This window comes from Mycobacterium sp. C31M (assembly GCF_053345865.1).
In genome coordinates, this window is sequence record NZ_JBKFAX010000013.1 from 91,447 (window position 1) to 105,265 (window position 13,819).

Genomic DNA, 13,819 nt, shown 5'->3' on the forward strand with positions numbered 1-13,819 from the left:
TGAGCGCTTGCGCGAAGAACAGACAGTCCTGATGCGGGTCGGGTTCATCGGGGCGGGCCGGATGGGCGCACCGATGGTGCGCCGGATCGCACAGGCCGGCCACGATGTGCGAGCCCTGGGACGCACCGACGAGAACCGCACCGCGCTGGCCGAACTCGGCGCGACGCCGGTGTCCGAGGCCACCGAGGTCGCCGCCGGTGCCGATGTGGTGGTGTTGTGTGTGTTCACCGACGAACAGGTGAACGCGCTGGCGGAGCCATCGCTGCTGCAGGCGGTTCCGGCCGGGGCGGCACTGGTCATCCACACCACCGGCAGCCCGCACACCGCCGAACGCATCGCCGAGCGGGCCCCGCACCTGGGTGTGCTGGACGCCCCGGTGAGCGGCGGGCCGCACGATATCGCCGCCGGGCGGATCACCGTCTTCGCCGGCGGCAGTGAGACCGCGTTCACCCGCGCGCATCCGGTGCTGTCCTGTTATGCCGATCCGGCCTTGCATGTGGGCCCGCTCGGTGCCGGGCAGAAGGTGAAGCTGATCAACAACACCCTGTTCGCCGCGCAGATCGGGCTGTTGGCCGAGGCGGCCGGGCTGGCCGCGAAGTTGGGTGTCGACGAGACCGCACTGTTGGGTGCGCTCCCCCATGGCAGCGGCGCGAGCCGCGCGTTGGACAACGTCGTGCGGGCCGGGTCGACGGCGGCGTTCATCGGAGCCGTCGGCGAGTTCATCGGCAAGGACGTGGCGGTCGTGCGACGCACCGTGGCCGAGCTCGGCGCCGACCTCGGCGCACTCGATGCCGTGGTGGATGCGGGGCTGGGACGCTGAACCGACACGAAATTGACTGTTTCGCATTCAAGCGGACAGGACTACAGTTAGCGTTACAGTTTTACAGCCTTCCGTAACGTTTTGGGTGTCGAGATGCCCCTGTAGGAGGACCGAGTATGACCACAGCGGAACTCGTTTTCGACCCGTTCTCCGACGAGTACTTCGAGAATCCGTTCGAGATCTACCGCCGGATGCGCACCGAGGCACCGCTCTACTTCTGCCCGAAGCGGGACTTCTACGCGCTGACCCGGCACGATGATGTCTCCGCCGCGCTGAAGGACCACGAGGCCTTCTCGTCCTCGCGCGGGTGCGACCTGGCGATGGTACAGAGTGACGAGCCGCCGCAGAAGTCGATCATCTTCATGGACCCGCCCGATCATCGGCACATGCGCAGCCTGCTCAACAAGGCCTTCACCCCACGCGCCGTCCAGTCCCAACGCGACACCATCATCGAACAGATCGACCATTACCTCGGCCGCATCGACTCCGACGAGTTCGACGTCGTGCAGGACTTCTCGGGACCGTTCCCGGTCGAGGTCATCACCCGGATGGCCGGCGTCGAGCCCGAATTCCGCCAGCAGGTGCGGCACTGGATCGACACCAGCCTGTCCCGCGAGCCCGGCCAGGTCGGCTACTCCGAGGCCGGCATGAAGGCCAACATCGACACCGCGATGTACTACTACTCCCTGGTACAGAAGCGCCGCGAGAACCCGACCGAGGACATGATCAGCCGGCTCATCGCCGCCGAGATCCCGCGCGAGGACGGCGCACTGCACAAACTCGACGATGTCGAGATCACCGGGTTCGCCACCCTGTTGGGCGGCGCCGGGGCGGAGACCGTGACCAAACTAATCGGCACGGCCATGGTGCTGTTCGCGCGCAACCCTGATCAGTGGCAGAAGCTGCTCGACAACCGGGAGTTGGTGCCGGCCGCCGTCGAGGAACTGCTGCGGTTCGAGGGACCGGTGCAGTACAACGTGCGGTACACGCTCAAAGACGCACACGTGCCATCGGGCACCATCCCGGCCGGCAAGCCCGTGTTCCTGCTCAGCGCCGCCGCCAACCGCGATACCGATGCGTTCACCGACGCCGACAGGTTTGATATCGAGCGTGACCGTACCGAGGCGCAGAACCTCGGACTCGGGTACGGCATCCACAGCTGCCTGGGCGCCGCGCTGGCCCGGATGGAGAGCGTCATCGCGTTGGAGAAGCTGCTCGACTTCATGCCCCGCTACGAGGTCAAATGGGATGGGCTGCAACGGGTTCACATGCAGAACGTGGCAGGCTACTCGCACGTGCCGGTGCGGAGGCTGCCGTCGTGAGCAAGATTCAGGTGGACTTCGGGCTGTGCGAGAGCAACGGTGTCTGCATGGGTGTCGACCCGGAGGTGTTCGACCTCGACGATCAGGACGACCTGCACGTGCTGCACGAGGAAGTAACCCCCGATCACGAGCAGCAGATCCGCGAGGCGGTGCGGCAGTGCCCGCGTCAGGCCATCGCGATCGTCGAGTGAGCTGATGCGATTCCTGTTCGTGCACGGCGGTTTCCACGCTGCCTGGTGCTGGGACCGCACCATCGATGCACTACGCGAACTCGGCCACGACGGTGTCGCCGTCGATCTGCCGGGCCACGGGGCACTGGTGGACCAGGAGTCGACACTGGCCAACCGCCGCGACGCGATCCTGGCGGCGCTGCAGCCCGGGGACGTCCTGGTCGGCCACTCCGGCGGCGGCTTCGACATCACGCTGGCCGCCGATGCCGCACCGGATCGGGTGCGACACCTGGTGTACCTGGCCGCCGCGCTCCCCCGGGAGGGTCGTACCTATCCCGAGGCGATGGCCATGCGCGACGACGCCGACCTCGACGCAGGGTTCGACGCCGATGTCGGAGAGATGCTGAGCTACCTCAGTTTCGACGAGGACGGCGCGATGACCTTCTCCGATTTCGACGGCGCGTGGAAGTACTTCTACCACGACTGCGACGAGGCAACCGCACGCTGGGCCTTCGATCGGCTGGGCCCGGAACGCTTCGGGGACACCACGGTGACCCCGGTGTCGGTCCCCGGCTTCTGGGCGGCCGACCTGCCGCGCAGTTTCATTGTCTGCGAACAGGATCAGTCGATGCCACGGTGGCTGGCCGATACCGTCACCCGGCGCCTCGGCGTGGCGCAGCTGTCGATCGACAGCTCGCATTCACCGTTCCTGAGCCGTCCCCATGAGTTGGCCGAGCTGCTGGTGCATGCGCCGACCACCTCCCCCGTCGGCCCCCTGATCCCTGGCTGAATGGGCTTGCCGATCACAATGTTCCGCTGACAGCGCCGCCGCGTCGATATCGTCCTTGCCGAGGCTGTCAACGGAACATTGTGTTGCTGATCTCAGCCGAAGCCATTGAGGATCACGCCATTACAGGTCGCGGCGGCCTGCCGGACCTTGACGGCGGCCTGGTAGGCGTCCGAGTAGTACCAGTCGTTGGCGGCCTGCACCGACTCGAATTCCAGCAGCACCGTCTGGGTCGTCTCCCAGGAGCCCTCGATGACGGTCGGCTTCTGATCGACGGCCAGGATGGTCGCCCCGGCCATCGCCTGCCCGGCGAGCTTGCCGTACTGCTTCATGCCCTCCGGGTCGGTGATCGTCTCGGTGATCAGCACATAGCCTTTGGCCATCGGGTCAGTCTCCTTCTACTTCGTGAATCGCGTTCTCGGGGCAACAATCAACGGCCTCCTTGACGGCGGCCTCATGCTCGGCGGGGACCTCGCCCGGCGTGGCGACGGCCCACCCGTCATCCGACAGCTCGAAGACCTCCGGGCACAGCGTCAGGCACATGCCGTGGCCGGCGCAGCGGTCCTCGTCGACGGCGACCCTCATTTGACGTCGAACTCCAGGTGCAGATGGGTGAGACCACGCAGGATGAACGTCGGGATGTAGTTGTAGTCGCGGTTGCCCGCCGGACCGTGCTTCTCCTCGGAGATCCGGATATCGGTGGTGCGGTCCAGCAGTCGCTCCAGGCCCACCCGGGTCTCGGCCCGGGCCAGCGGCGCACCCGGGCAGGAATGGATGCCGCGCCCGAAGGCCAGATGCTGACGGGCATTCCTACGGGCGGGATCGAACTCGTCGGGATCCTCGAACCGGCGCGGGTCCCGGTTGGCCGCACCGTTGACCACCATGACGGTGCGCCCGGACGGCAATTCCTGGTCTCCCACCGTCACCGGCGTGCGTGACAACCGGAAGTCGCCCTTCACCGGGCTCTCGAAACGCAGCGCTTCCTCGATGAAGTTGGGCAGCAGGCTGCGGTCCTTACGCACCTGCGCCTGCACATCGGGGCGGTCGCCGAGCACCTTGAGTGCGGTGCCGAGCAGCCGCACCGTGGTCTCCTGGCCGGCCGAAAAGACGTTGGTGGCAACACGTGCGACGTCACCGGGGCTGGGCGTGGTGCCATCGGGGAACAGCGCGGTGGCCATCCCGGTCAGCACATCCTCCCGCGGATTGCGCCGACGATCCTCGATGTAGGCCTCGAACTGGCCGTAGAGGAACTCCAACGGACTATGTGACAGCGACTCGCTGCTGGTGCTGCCGACGCCACCGCCGGAATGCTGAGAGATACCGTCGACGAACGCATTTCGGTCCTCGGGCGGGATACCCAGCAGGTCGGCGATCACCAGCAGCGTGAACGGGCTGGCGAAGCCCTTGATGAACTCGCCCTCACCGGGTGCCAGGTACTCGTCGAGCACACCATCGGCCAACTGCCACATGGCGTCCTCGTTCTCCTTGAGGCGCTTGGGTGTGATCAAGCGCATCATCAGCGATCGGTGATTGGTGTGCACCGGCGGATCGAGGGTGGGCAGCTGATCGCTGAACGGCAGTTCGTCGCGGTGCTTGTCGATCAGTTCGGCGACATCGTCGCGACCCTCCAACGGGACCGGGAATCCGGGGAACGGACCAGTGACCGAGGTGCAGGACGAGAACGTCTGCTCGTCGTTGTAGACCGAGACGGCCTCTTCCCAGCCGGTCACCATGGTCACGCCATAGATGTCCTCGGGCTGCACCGGGCACTTGTCCCGCAGCGCGTTGAAGTACGGGTAGGGATCGTCGACCAGCCGCGGGTCCTTGAACCAGTCGATGCCGGCGGGGTCGATCGCCATAGGGTGCACTCCGTTCGTACAGCTATGAGAATATGACTCTCAATGTTGAGTATTACATTTCCACAGCGCTGGCCCGTCGTCAACGAGGGCAAACGCCTAACCGCACCGCTGAATTCTCCGAATGCTGTGCATTCGCTCAACAATGCCTGGCCGTAGGCCTATCCTGCGCTCATGGCTCCTGCGCTCATGGCATCGCAGGTGCCGACTCCCGTGGACACCGCGCCGAACCTGGCCCGACCGTGTTGGACGCCGACCATCGACCCGGGCTGGAATGGCTGTGGTGGCAGTACGGCCTGGTAGATACCCGCTACACGAGCGGTAACGCGTGGGTGTTCGGGCTGGTCCTCCTCGGCGTCATCACCGGCACCATGTTGTTCATCGGGTGGCTCCGGCTGATGCGCACCGATCTACCGATCGAATCGCCCCTTCATGATTCTTCCGTTTTTCGCCCTGTTCACGATGCACCGCCAGATCGATCACCTGACAAGGGCATCCGGCCCGAAGCCGTGACGAGTACACACAGCCCGACGGCGCAGCCGAAAACCCCGAGGATCAGGTGCCGCGGCCAGTCGGTGGCCACATAGGCCCACAGTTGCAGGCCGCCGGCAGCCAGTGCCAGCAGTCCGAAGGCCATGCCCGCGATGCGTAGACCCATCAATCCAGTCTGCCAGCGTCCTTAGTTAGACTCTGGTCAGCAGATTCCTATCGCGGTACGGTGCGTAAATGGCCGATCCCGCGCCCAGGACCACTGCTGACCGTGGTCAACGTAGGGCGACCCTGCAGCGCGCCAACTCGCGCGAGACGAAGCGGGTGCTGGTGCAGGCCGCGATGGCGTTGTGGCGCACCAAGGGATATGCCGCCACCACCGTCGCGGAGATCTGCACGGCCGCGGGGGTGTCCAAGGCGCTGTTCTACTTCTACTTCCCCCGTAAGGAGGATGTGCTCTTCGAGGTCGGAGTGATGTCGACCCGGTCGGCCCAGCAGACGATCGCCGCGCTGCTCGACGACGACTACGACGTCCCCACCGTGGTCGCCGCCGCACTGGCCGATCTGGAACGATCGATGGCGCGAAATCCCCGCGAGCTGGTGATCGAGACGATCCTGGAGGGATACCGCCATGAACATCGCATCCTGCGCGCCGCCGGCGGAGCCGGCAGATCTGACGCCGCCGACACACCCGATCTCGACGGCGGCATGTTCACCGCCTTGTTCGAGCGGGCGGCGGCCGACGGCAAGCTGCCCGACGGTACCGACACCGCCCACCTCGGCTATCTGGCCATGACGCTGGTCAGCGAGGGCGCCCGGCACTGGGCCGCTGGAGCTTTCGGCGACCGATCGTTCGCCGACGTCGTCGGCGCCGATATCACCACCTTGATCGCAGGCATCAACGGACAAAGGAGACCGTAATGGCATGGGATTTCGAGACCGATCCGGAGTTCGCCGAACTCTTGGCGTGGGCGGATGCATTTGTCCGCGACGAAGTGGAACCGCTGGACCTGATCTGGCCACACCTGCAGTTCACTCCTCTGGACACCACTCGCCGCGCCGTGGTCGACCCCCTCAAGGAACAGGTTCGCCGAAAAGGGTTGTGGGCCACCCACCTCGGACCCGAGCTCGGCGGGCAGGGTTACGGGCAGCTCAAACTCGCGCTGCTCAACGAAATCCTGGGCCGTTCGCAGTGGGCACCGATCATCTTCGGCTGCCAGGCCCCCGACACCGGCAATGCCGAGATCATTGCCCACTACGGCACACCCGAGCAGAAGGAACGATATCTGCGGCCACTGCTCGACGGCGAAGTGTTCTCCTGCTACTCGATGACCGAACCACAGGGCGGCGCCGACCCCACGCAGTTCCGCACCACGGCCGTCCGCGACGCCGATGGGGTCAGCTGGATCATTAATGGCCACAAGTTCTTCTCGTCGAATGCCTCGACCGCGTCGTTCCTGATCGTGATGGTGGTGACCAACCCGGATGTCAGCCCCTACCAGGGGATGTCGATGTTCCTGGTGCCGACCGACACGCCCGGGGTCACCATCGTGCGCAACTCCGGCCTCTACGGCGAAGCCGACGGCGAGGGATCGCATGCGCTCATCCACTACGACAATGTCCGGGTACCGGATTCCGCTCTGCTCGGTGGCGAGGGCCAAGCCTTCGTGATCGCGCAGACCCGGTTGGGCGGCGGGCGAATCCATCACGCGATGCGCACCATCGGCCTGGCTCAGAAGGCGCTCGACATGATGTGCGAGCGCGCGTTGTCACGACACACCGCGGGCAGCCTGCTGTCGGACAAGCAGGTCGTGCAGGGTTACATCGCCGATTCCTATGCCCAGCTCAAGCAGTTCCGACTGCTGGTGCTCTACACCGCATGGGAGATCGACAAGTACAACGACTACAAGAAGGTACGCAAGGACATCGCCACCGTGAAGGTGGTCATGCCGACCGTCCTGCACGATATCGCCTGGCGCGCAATGCAGGTCCACGGTGCACTCGGCGTCACCAACGAGATGCCGTTCCTCGGTATGGTTACCGGCGCGGCGGTCATGGGCCTGGCCGACGGACCGACCGAGGTCCACAAGACCACCGTCGCCAAGCAGGTGCTGCGCGACTACCGGGCCACTGATGGTGACTGGCCCACCGAATGGATCCCGGGTAAGCGGGATGCCGCCCGCGCCCGGTTCGCCGAACACCTGGAGGCCGAGGTGGGCAACCTGTGAGCACCCCGAGCATCGACACCGCCCGGCTCACCGAATGGATGGACGGGGCCGGGCTGCCGGGCACCGGCGAGACGCTGCACACCCGGTTCCTGTCCGGCGGCACCCAGAACGTCATCTACGAACTCACCCGTGGCGAACACCGTTGCGTCATCCGCATGCCACCGCCGGGAGCACCTCCGGACCGGGACAAGGGCATCCTGCGCGAGTGGCGCATCATCGAGGCACTCGATGGCACAGATGTCCCGCACACCAAAGCCGTTGGGGTGTGCACCGACCCGACCGTGCTGGGCCGCCCGTTCTACCTGATGGGCTTCGTCGACGGCTGGTCCCCGATGGACAGCCACGGGGTGTGGCCCGAACCCTTCAACAGCGACGTCTCGACCCGCGCCCGCCTCAGTTACCAACTGGCCGAGGGCATCGCGCTGCTGTCCAAGGTCGACTGGCAGGCCAAGGGGCTGCACGATCTGGGTCGCCCGGACGGCTTCCACGAACGTCAGGTCGACCGGTGGATCGGGTTCTACGACCGCATCCGCAACCGGGACCTGCCCGGACTGGAGACCGCCACCGCCTGGCTCAAGTCCCACAAACCGCTGGACTTCATCCCCGGCCTGATGCACGGGGACTACCAGTTCGCCAATGTCATGTACCGACACGGCGCCCCGGCCCAGCTGGCCGCGTTGGTCGACTGGGAGATGGGCACCGTCGGCGATCCCAAGCTGGATCTGGGCTGGATGGTGCAGAGCTGGCCGGCCAATGACGACGACCACGCCGCCATGAACTACGTCGACATGCGCGGCGCCCCCAGCCGCGATCAGGTCGTCGCGCACTACGCCGACGTGTCGGGCCGGCAGGTCGACGACCTGGACTACTACCTGGTGCTGGCGAAATGGAAGCTGGCGATCGTGCTGGAGCAGGGTTTTCAGCGCGCCGGTGATGACGAGAAGCTGCTGGCCTTCGGCCCGGTGGTCACCGATCTGATGGCGTCGGCCGCGCAACTCGCCGAATCCAGCGACTACCGGTGAAGGCGGCCGTCTGCCCGGCCTACGGACCACCCGAGGTCATCGAGGTCCGTGAGCTCCCCACCCCGGAGCCGGCCGCCGGGCAGGTCCGGGTCCGGGTGCACACGGCGGCGGTCAACTTCCCCGATGTACTGCTGGTGGCCGGGCAGTACCAGGTGCGGGTCCCGCCGCCGTTCGTCCCGGGCAGCGAGTTCGCCGGGGTGATCACCGAAACCCGCTGCGCTGAGCCCGGTTACGCGGTGGGCGACCGGGTGACAGGCACCGGCATGTTCGGTGCATTCGCCGAGCAGGTGTGCATCGACCCCGCCGCCTTGGCGCCGATCCCCGACGGTATGGACGACCGGATCGCCGCGGCCGCGGGGGTGGCGTTCCGTACCGCCCACCACGCGCTGCGCTCGACGGCGCAGGTCCGGGCCGGTGACGATGTGGTGGTACTCGGGGCCGGCGGCGGGGTCGGGCTGGCGGCGGTGGCGCTGGGCACCGCGCTGGGCGCGCGGGTGACCGCGGTGGCATCGTCGGCCGACAAGCTCACCGCCGCCGGGCAATACGGTGCCGTCAATCTGATCGACCACCGCGACGGCGATCTGCGCGAGCACCTGCGCGCGGCGCTGCCGAACGGCGCTGCCGCGGTCATCGACCCGGTGGGCGGGGTGCTGTCCGAGCCGGCCCTGCGCGCCCTGCGCCGCGGAGGTCGGTTCGTCACGGTGGGCTACGCCTCCGGATCGATCCCGAAGATCGGCCTGAACCTGGTGCTGGTCAAGGGAATCACCATCGTCGGCTTCCAGTTTCAGGACATTCCGGCCGCCGAGTTCGACCGCAACGAGGCGCAGCTACGCGCACTGCTCGAGAGCGGCGCGGTGCGGCCGCACATCGGGGCCGAGTATGCGTTGGCCGAGACCGCGGCAGCCCTGCGACATGTCGCCGACGGACGTGCGATCGGCAAGGTGCTCGTGCACGTTCAGCCCGCCGTGGGCGGATAGAAGTACTCACGCCAGGCGGCGATCTTGCCGTCGCGCACCTCATAGGCGCCCATCACCGGCCAACTCATCTGCTTGCCGTCGACCACCCAGTGATCACGACGCTCCATCAACACGACGTCACCGTCGACGGCGAGGAACAGCACCTGCAGGTCGACACACCGCCCGCCGGCGAAGAACGTCGTCATCATGTCCCGGATCGCCGCGCTACCCGCCAACTTCGGCCAATCGGGCCCGATGTCGAAAGTGGCGTCCTCTGCGAAATGGCTCATCACCTCGTCGACGTCGTTGCGACCCCACGCCGCGATCTCGGCGCGCACGATCTCCTCAGCGGTCACGATTCCCCCGTTCGGCGAACATTACAACCACTGCAAATATCGTAATGTCCGACCACGCCGATTCCCAGCCTTGACCTCGCCACTCAAACTCTGCTAGGCAGATGCTCAGCAGCCCACACCTCTGTCAGGAGTCGCATGAGCGCACCAGCCGAAGCCGATCTGTATTACGACCCGTACAACATCGACCTCAACATGAATCCCTATGCGGTGTTTGCCCGGATCCGAGAAGAAGCGCCGCTGTACTACAACGAACAACACGACTTCTACGCACTCAGTCGTTATGACGACGTCAACGCGGGGGTCATCGACCATGAGACGTTCATCTCCGGTCGCGGCGCGGTGCTCGAGATCATCAAGTCCGGCATGGAGATTCCGCCGGGCACGTTGATCTTCGAGGATCCACCGATCCACAACATCCACCGCAACCTGTTGTCGCGCATGTTCACCCCGCGCAAGGTGCTGGCGCTGGAACCGCAGATCCGCGAGTTCACCGCGCGCTGCCTGGACCCGCTGACCGATTCGGACCGGTTCGACTTCGTCAACGATCTCGGCGAACAGATGCCGATGCGCGTGATCGGCATGCTGCTGGGCATTCCCGAAGACCGGCAACGGCAGATCACCGACCACGGCGAGGAAACCCTCAAGGGTGAAAAACTCGAAGGTCTGGCCACCGGCGAGGTTTTCGCCGAGTTCATCGACTGGCGGGCCAAGAACCCGTCCAACGACATCATGACCGATCTACTGAACGCCGAGTTCGAGGACGAGACCGGCACGCGCCGTACGCTGCGCCGCGACGAGCTGTTGCTGTATCTCACGGTCATCGCGACGGCCGGGTCGGAGACCACCACCCGGCTGATCGGCTGGGCCGGTAAGACATTGGCCGAGAACCCCGATCAGCGCCGCGCGCTGGTCGAGGACCACACGCTGATCCCGCAGGCCATCGAGGAGATCCTGCGCTGGGAGCCGCCGGCCTTACAGATCGCGCGCTACGTCACCCGTGATGTCGAGTACTACGGTCAGACGGTGCCGGCGGGTTCGGCGATGCTCATGCTCGTCGGCGCGGCCAACCGCGACCACCGACGCTTCGCCCCCGACGGCGACGTCTTCGATATCTTCCGGGAACAACGCTCGCACATGTCATTCGGCGCAGGCACCCATTTCTGCCTGGGGAATGCACTGGCCAGGCTGGAGGGCCGGATCGCCTTGGAGGAGATCCTCAAGCGCTTCCCGGAGTGGGAGGTGGACTGGCCGAACGCCGTTCCGTCGGAGACGGCCGCGGTCCGCGGCTGGGCGGCGATGCCTACCATCGTGGGTTGAGCTCGTCGGCCCAATTCGCCGATTTCAGCTGGCGGGCACCAGGTCTGCGGCCACCGACGGACAGGACATCACACCACATCGGAACACCTCGGTGCGCGCCACCGGGTCGGTGTCCCCGGCGGCGGCCAACGCCTGGGCCTTGAAGGCCCGGGCGGCCGCGCTGAGCTCGTGCTGCACATTGTCCACGGTGCTGTCGAGTTCCTGGGGCCAGCTCTCGCCCCACAGCGTCACCTCGGTGAGTCCCTGGTCGAGCGCGCCGAGCACACCCTCACGCACGCGGGCGTCGCTGACAAACAGATCCGCGGCCACCGCGACGGTCTGCGGGTGCGGACGCTCCTCCCACAGCTGCATCGCCGTCTCCAGATCCGCGGTCTCCACACCGAGGATCTGCAGCGGACGGACATCGTCGTCACCGGAGATCAGCACGGTGACATCCCAGCCGGCCATCACCCGGTCGACCAGCCAGCCGCCGGCATTGCGCACCACCTCGCTCACGCTGGGCGCCACCACATCGAGCCGATACCTCATAGCGAACTCCCGTCCGGTGTCGTCGGTGCCTGCGGGGCGAAATCGCGGACCAGCGCCTCGGTGTACCCCTTGAACACGTCGGCGAGCGGAATCGAAGGATCGAGTAGCCATGCGGTCTCCATTCCATTGACGAAAGCGAGGATCTCCACGGCCTTGGCGGCCGCGTCGAGGTCTGAGCGATAACGGCCGTCGGCCTGTCCGCGCCGGATCGCGTCGGCGACGATCCCGACGGCGGCCTGCTGGCGGGCCACCAGGCGGTCGTGCAGCGGTGCATCGGGCTGGATGTTCTCCACCAGCAGCACGGTGAACGTGCCGACCAGCGCCGGGGCGCGGGTGAAGCGTTCGGCGACCCGGCCGATGTTGGCGATCAGGTCGCCGCCGCGGTCGGCGTGGGTGTCATCGTCGAAGTCGCGGGCGTCCAGCACGGCGTGCAGCAGTGCTTCCTTGGATTCGAAGTGGTGCAGCAGGCCGGCGGCGCTGACTCCGGCCTCCCGGGCGATCTGCGCCAGCGAGGTGTTACGCCAGCCGTTGCGCGCCAGCAGTGTCTCGGCAGCACCGAGAATGCGCTGCTTACGGTCCTCGCCCTTGGCCAACAGGGACTCGTAGGGACGCGGGCCGGACGCCGCAGATGTCGCTGTCACCGCTCCCCCTGTCTCGCTCGTGAACCAACCAACTGAACACACAGTAGGTTGGTTGGGGGCCCTGTGACAAGGGTCTCACTTAACAAAGTTCGGAAAAGTTGTCACGGCGTCCCCCACCTTGCGATTTACCCGCGATCTGTAACGCCGACGGCCGTCACCGAGCGCGCGGGATTCGCTACAGGCCGAGGTCCTTGGCGATCATCACCTTCATGACCTCGCTGGTGCCCGCGTAGATCCGGGCGACCCGGGCGTCGGTGTAGAGCCGGGCGATCGGGTACTCCATCATGTAGCCGTAGCCGCCGAACAGCTGCAGGCAGCGGTCGATCACCCGGGCCTGCATCTCGGTGCAGAACAGTTTGGTGCGGGCCGCGTCGGCCGGGGACAGGTCGCCGTCGACGTGCAGCTGGATCGCCCGGTCCAGCATCATCTGGGCGGCCTCGACCTCGGTGGAGCAGGCCGCGAGTTCGAACTTGGTGTTCTGAAACGACGCGACCGGCGTGCCGAACGCCTTACGGTCCCTGGTGTAGTCGATGGCCGCGGCGATCGCCGAGCGCGCCTGCGCCACGGAGCCGACGGCGACGGTGAGCCGCTCCTGGGGCAGGTTGTGCCCCAAGTACCCGAACGCCTCGTCGAGCTCACCGAGCACATTGGCCGCCGGCACCCGCACATCGACGAAGGACAGCTCCGCGGTGTCCTGCACCTTGCAGCCCATCTTCTCCAGCTCACGCCCGCGGGTGAACCCCGCCATGCCGTCCTCCACCACGAAGAGTGTCAGACCGCGGCGGCGGTTGTCCGGGTCGGTGGAGGTGCGGGCGACGACGATCACCAGATCGGCCTGCATGCCGCCGGTGATGAACGTCTTGGCGCCGTTGAGGATCCAGTCGTCACCGTCACGCACCGCGGTGGTGCGCATCCCGGCCAGATCCGATCCGGTGCCCGGCTCGGTCATCGCCACCGCGGTCAGCAGCGACCCGTCGGCCAGGCCGGGGAACCAGCGTTTGCGTTGTTCCTCGTTGGCGTAGTGCAGGAAGTACGGCAGGATCACCTCCAGCTGGGTGCGCACCGTCGACAGCGTCACCAGGGCGCGGGCGGCCTCTTCCTGTAGCACCACGTTGTAGCGGTAATCGGGGGCGCCACCACCGCCGTACTCCTCGTCGATGGCCATACCGAGCATGCCGAGTGCGCCCATCTTCTCGAACACCGCACGCGGCATCCGGCCGCCCTTCTCCCACTCGGGATAGGCAGGCACGACCTCCTTTTCGACGAAGTCGCGGGCCAGCTCACGAAACGCCTCGTGATCCTCGGTGAACAGATTGCGTTGCATGTG

Annotated in this window: 18 protein-coding genes; 10 read left to right on the plus strand and 8 right to left on the minus strand. The window is 66.3% G+C overall.

Annotation, left to right across the window (positions count from 1 at the left end; all coding sequences use genetic code 11):
- Nucleotides 1–7 precede the first annotated feature (7 nt).
- The 4 genes from ACLBYA_RS20150 (at nt 8) to ACLBYA_RS20165 (ending at nt 3,102) form a co-directional block, all read left to right on the plus strand.
- Complete coding sequence (locus ACLBYA_RS20150) at nt 8–820, plus strand: NAD(P)-dependent oxidoreductase (RefSeq protein ID WP_447711207.1); 813 nt, start codon at nt 8–10, stop codon at nt 818–820.
- A gap of 116 nt (nt 821–936) precedes the next feature.
- A complete protein-coding gene (locus tag ACLBYA_RS20155) occupies nt 937–2,142 on the plus strand; it encodes a cytochrome P450 (protein ID WP_447711208.1) in 1,206 nt (401 codons plus the stop codon).
- On the plus strand, nt 2,139–2,333 hold the full coding sequence (locus ACLBYA_RS20160) for a ferredoxin (RefSeq protein ID WP_447711209.1): 195 nt from the start codon (nt 2,139–2,141) through the stop codon (nt 2,331–2,333). The genes ACLBYA_RS20155 and ACLBYA_RS20160 overlap by 4 nt, the downstream gene beginning before the upstream one ends.
- A 4-nt stretch (nt 2,334–2,337) precedes the next feature.
- Complete coding sequence (locus ACLBYA_RS20165; protein WP_447711210.1) at nt 2,338–3,102, plus strand: alpha/beta fold hydrolase; 765 nt, start codon at nt 2,338–2,340, stop codon at nt 3,100–3,102.
- A gap of 92 nt (nt 3,103–3,194) precedes the next feature.
- Here the strand turns inward: ACLBYA_RS20165 and ACLBYA_RS20170 are convergent, their stop codons facing one another.
- From ACLBYA_RS20170 to ACLBYA_RS20180, 3 genes are read right to left on the minus strand one after another with little or no spacing between them, the layout of a single operon-like run.
- Nucleotides 3,195–3,482, minus strand: coding sequence for a DUF1330 domain-containing protein (locus ACLBYA_RS20170; protein ID WP_447711211.1), 288 nt, complete (start codon nt 3,480–3,482; stop codon nt 3,195–3,197).
- Between the two features lie 4 nt (nt 3,483–3,486).
- Nucleotides 3,487–3,684 carry a ferredoxin gene (locus tag ACLBYA_RS20175; protein ID WP_447711212.1) on the minus strand — a complete coding sequence of 66 codons (198 nt, stop codon included), beginning with the start codon at nt 3,682–3,684 and terminating at the stop codon, nt 3,487–3,489.
- On the minus strand, nt 3,681–4,958 hold the full coding sequence (locus tag ACLBYA_RS20180; protein WP_447711213.1) for a cytochrome P450: 1,278 nt from the start codon (nt 4,956–4,958) through the stop codon (nt 3,681–3,683). The genes ACLBYA_RS20175 and ACLBYA_RS20180 overlap by 4 nt, the downstream gene beginning before the upstream one ends.
- 171 nt (nt 4,959–5,129) lie before the next feature.
- Here ACLBYA_RS20180 and ACLBYA_RS20185 point away from each other — a divergent pair, with 171 nt between their 5' ends.
- On the plus strand, nt 5,130–5,258 hold the full coding sequence (locus ACLBYA_RS20185; RefSeq protein WP_447711214.1) for a hypothetical protein: 129 nt from the start codon (nt 5,130–5,132) through the stop codon (nt 5,256–5,258).
- A 154-nt stretch (nt 5,259–5,412) separates the two neighbouring features.
- Here the strand turns inward: ACLBYA_RS20185 and ACLBYA_RS20190 are convergent, their stop codons facing one another.
- Nucleotides 5,413–5,613 carry a hypothetical protein gene (locus tag ACLBYA_RS20190; RefSeq protein WP_447711215.1) on the minus strand — a complete coding sequence of 67 codons (201 nt, stop codon included), beginning with the start codon at nt 5,611–5,613 and terminating at the stop codon, nt 5,413–5,415.
- 68 nt (nt 5,614–5,681) lie between these two features.
- Here ACLBYA_RS20190 and ACLBYA_RS20195 point away from each other — a divergent pair, with 68 nt between their 5' ends.
- Genes ACLBYA_RS20195 through ACLBYA_RS20210 form a run of 4 tightly spaced genes read left to right on the plus strand, consistent with a single transcriptional unit; the run spans nt 5,682 to nt 9,671 of the window.
- Nucleotides 5,682–6,365: a TetR/AcrR family transcriptional regulator gene (locus ACLBYA_RS20195; protein ID WP_447711216.1), complete on the plus strand. Its 684-nt coding sequence runs from the start codon at nt 5,682–5,684 to the stop codon at nt 6,363–6,365.
- Nucleotides 6,365–7,672, plus strand: a complete 1,308-nt coding sequence (locus tag ACLBYA_RS20200; RefSeq protein WP_447711217.1) for an acyl-CoA dehydrogenase family protein — start codon at nt 6,365–6,367, stop codon at nt 7,670–7,672. The genes ACLBYA_RS20195 and ACLBYA_RS20200 overlap by 1 nt, the downstream gene beginning before the upstream one ends.
- Nucleotides 7,673–7,710: 38 nt before the next feature.
- Nucleotides 7,711–8,694 (plus strand): phosphotransferase family protein, encoded by a 984-nt coding sequence (locus ACLBYA_RS20205; protein ID WP_447711317.1) that lies wholly within the window; start codon nt 7,711–7,713, stop codon nt 8,692–8,694.
- Nucleotides 8,691–9,671, plus strand: a complete 981-nt coding sequence (locus tag ACLBYA_RS20210) for an NADPH:quinone oxidoreductase family protein (protein WP_447711218.1) — start codon at nt 8,691–8,693, stop codon at nt 9,669–9,671. Before ACLBYA_RS20205 ends, ACLBYA_RS20210 begins: the two co-directional genes overlap by 4 nt.
- Here ACLBYA_RS20210 and ACLBYA_RS20215 read toward each other — a convergent pair.
- Complete coding sequence (locus ACLBYA_RS20215) at nt 9,650–10,006, minus strand: limonene-1,2-epoxide hydrolase family protein (RefSeq protein ID WP_447711219.1); 357 nt, start codon at nt 10,004–10,006, stop codon at nt 9,650–9,652. The two genes, ACLBYA_RS20210 and ACLBYA_RS20215, sit on opposite strands and share 22 nt — an antisense overlap.
- Nucleotides 10,007–10,141: 135 nt before the next feature.
- Between ACLBYA_RS20215 and ACLBYA_RS20220 the strand changes: the two genes are divergently transcribed.
- Nucleotides 10,142–11,323, plus strand: coding sequence for a cytochrome P450 (locus ACLBYA_RS20220; protein WP_447711220.1), 1,182 nt, complete (start codon nt 10,142–10,144; stop codon nt 11,321–11,323).
- Between the two features lie 24 nt (nt 11,324–11,347).
- Here ACLBYA_RS20220 and ACLBYA_RS20225 read toward each other — a convergent pair whose 3' ends face one another.
- The 3 genes from ACLBYA_RS20225 to ACLBYA_RS20235 form a co-directional block, all read right to left on the minus strand.
- The gene (locus ACLBYA_RS20225) at nt 11,348–11,851 is read right to left on the minus strand and encodes a hypothetical protein (RefSeq protein ID WP_447711221.1); all 504 of its coding nucleotides are present in this window, start codon (nt 11,849–11,851) and stop codon (nt 11,348–11,350) included.
- Nucleotides 11,848–12,492 carry a TetR/AcrR family transcriptional regulator gene (locus ACLBYA_RS20230; RefSeq protein ID WP_447711222.1) on the minus strand — a complete coding sequence of 215 codons (645 nt, stop codon included), beginning with the start codon at nt 12,490–12,492 and terminating at the stop codon, nt 11,848–11,850. The genes ACLBYA_RS20225 and ACLBYA_RS20230 overlap by 4 nt, the downstream gene beginning before the upstream one ends.
- Nucleotides 12,493–12,667: 175 nt before the next feature.
- Entirely contained in the window at nt 12,668–13,816 is a 1,149-nt protein-coding gene (locus ACLBYA_RS20235) for an acyl-CoA dehydrogenase family protein (RefSeq protein ID WP_447711223.1), read from the minus strand.
- Between the last annotated feature and the right edge of the window lie 3 nt (nt 13,817–13,819).

Coding starts and splice junctions, on each gene's coding strand:
- ACLBYA_RS20155 (WP_447711208.1), top strand. CDS start 937: ATGACCACAGCGGAACTCGTTTTCGACCCGTTCTCCGACGAGTACTTC.
- ACLBYA_RS20165 (WP_447711210.1), top strand. CDS start 2,338: ATGCGATTCCTGTTCGTGCACGGCGGTTTCCACGCTGCCTGGTGCTGG.
- ACLBYA_RS20170 (WP_447711211.1), bottom strand. CDS start 3,482: ATGGCCAAAGGCTATGTGCTGATCACCGAGACGATCACCGACCCGGAG.
- ACLBYA_RS20175 (WP_447711212.1), bottom strand. CDS start 3,684: ATGAGGGTCGCCGTCGACGAGGACCGCTGCGCCGGCCACGGCATGTGC.
- ACLBYA_RS20180 (WP_447711213.1), bottom strand. CDS start 4,958: ATGGCGATCGACCCCGCCGGCATCGACTGGTTCAAGGACCCGCGGCTG.
- ACLBYA_RS20185 (WP_447711214.1), top strand. CDS start 5,130: ATGGCTCCTGCGCTCATGGCATCGCAGGTGCCGACTCCCGTGGACACC.
- ACLBYA_RS20190 (WP_447711215.1), bottom strand. CDS start 5,613: ATGGGTCTACGCATCGCGGGCATGGCCTTCGGACTGCTGGCACTGGCT.
- ACLBYA_RS20195 (WP_447711216.1), top strand. CDS start 5,682: ATGGCCGATCCCGCGCCCAGGACCACTGCTGACCGTGGTCAACGTAGG.
- ACLBYA_RS20200 (WP_447711217.1), top strand. CDS start 6,365: ATGGCATGGGATTTCGAGACCGATCCGGAGTTCGCCGAACTCTTGGCG.
- ACLBYA_RS20205 (WP_447711317.1), top strand. CDS start 7,711: ATGGACGGGGCCGGGCTGCCGGGCACCGGCGAGACGCTGCACACCCGG.
- ACLBYA_RS20220 (WP_447711220.1), top strand. CDS start 10,142: ATGAGCGCACCAGCCGAAGCCGATCTGTATTACGACCCGTACAACATC.
- ACLBYA_RS20225 (WP_447711221.1), bottom strand. CDS start 11,851: ATGAGGTATCGGCTCGATGTGGTGGCGCCCAGCGTGAGCGAGGTGGTG.
- ACLBYA_RS20235 (WP_447711223.1), bottom strand. CDS start 13,816: ATGCAACGCAATCTGTTCACCGAGGATCACGAGGCGTTTCGTGAGCTG.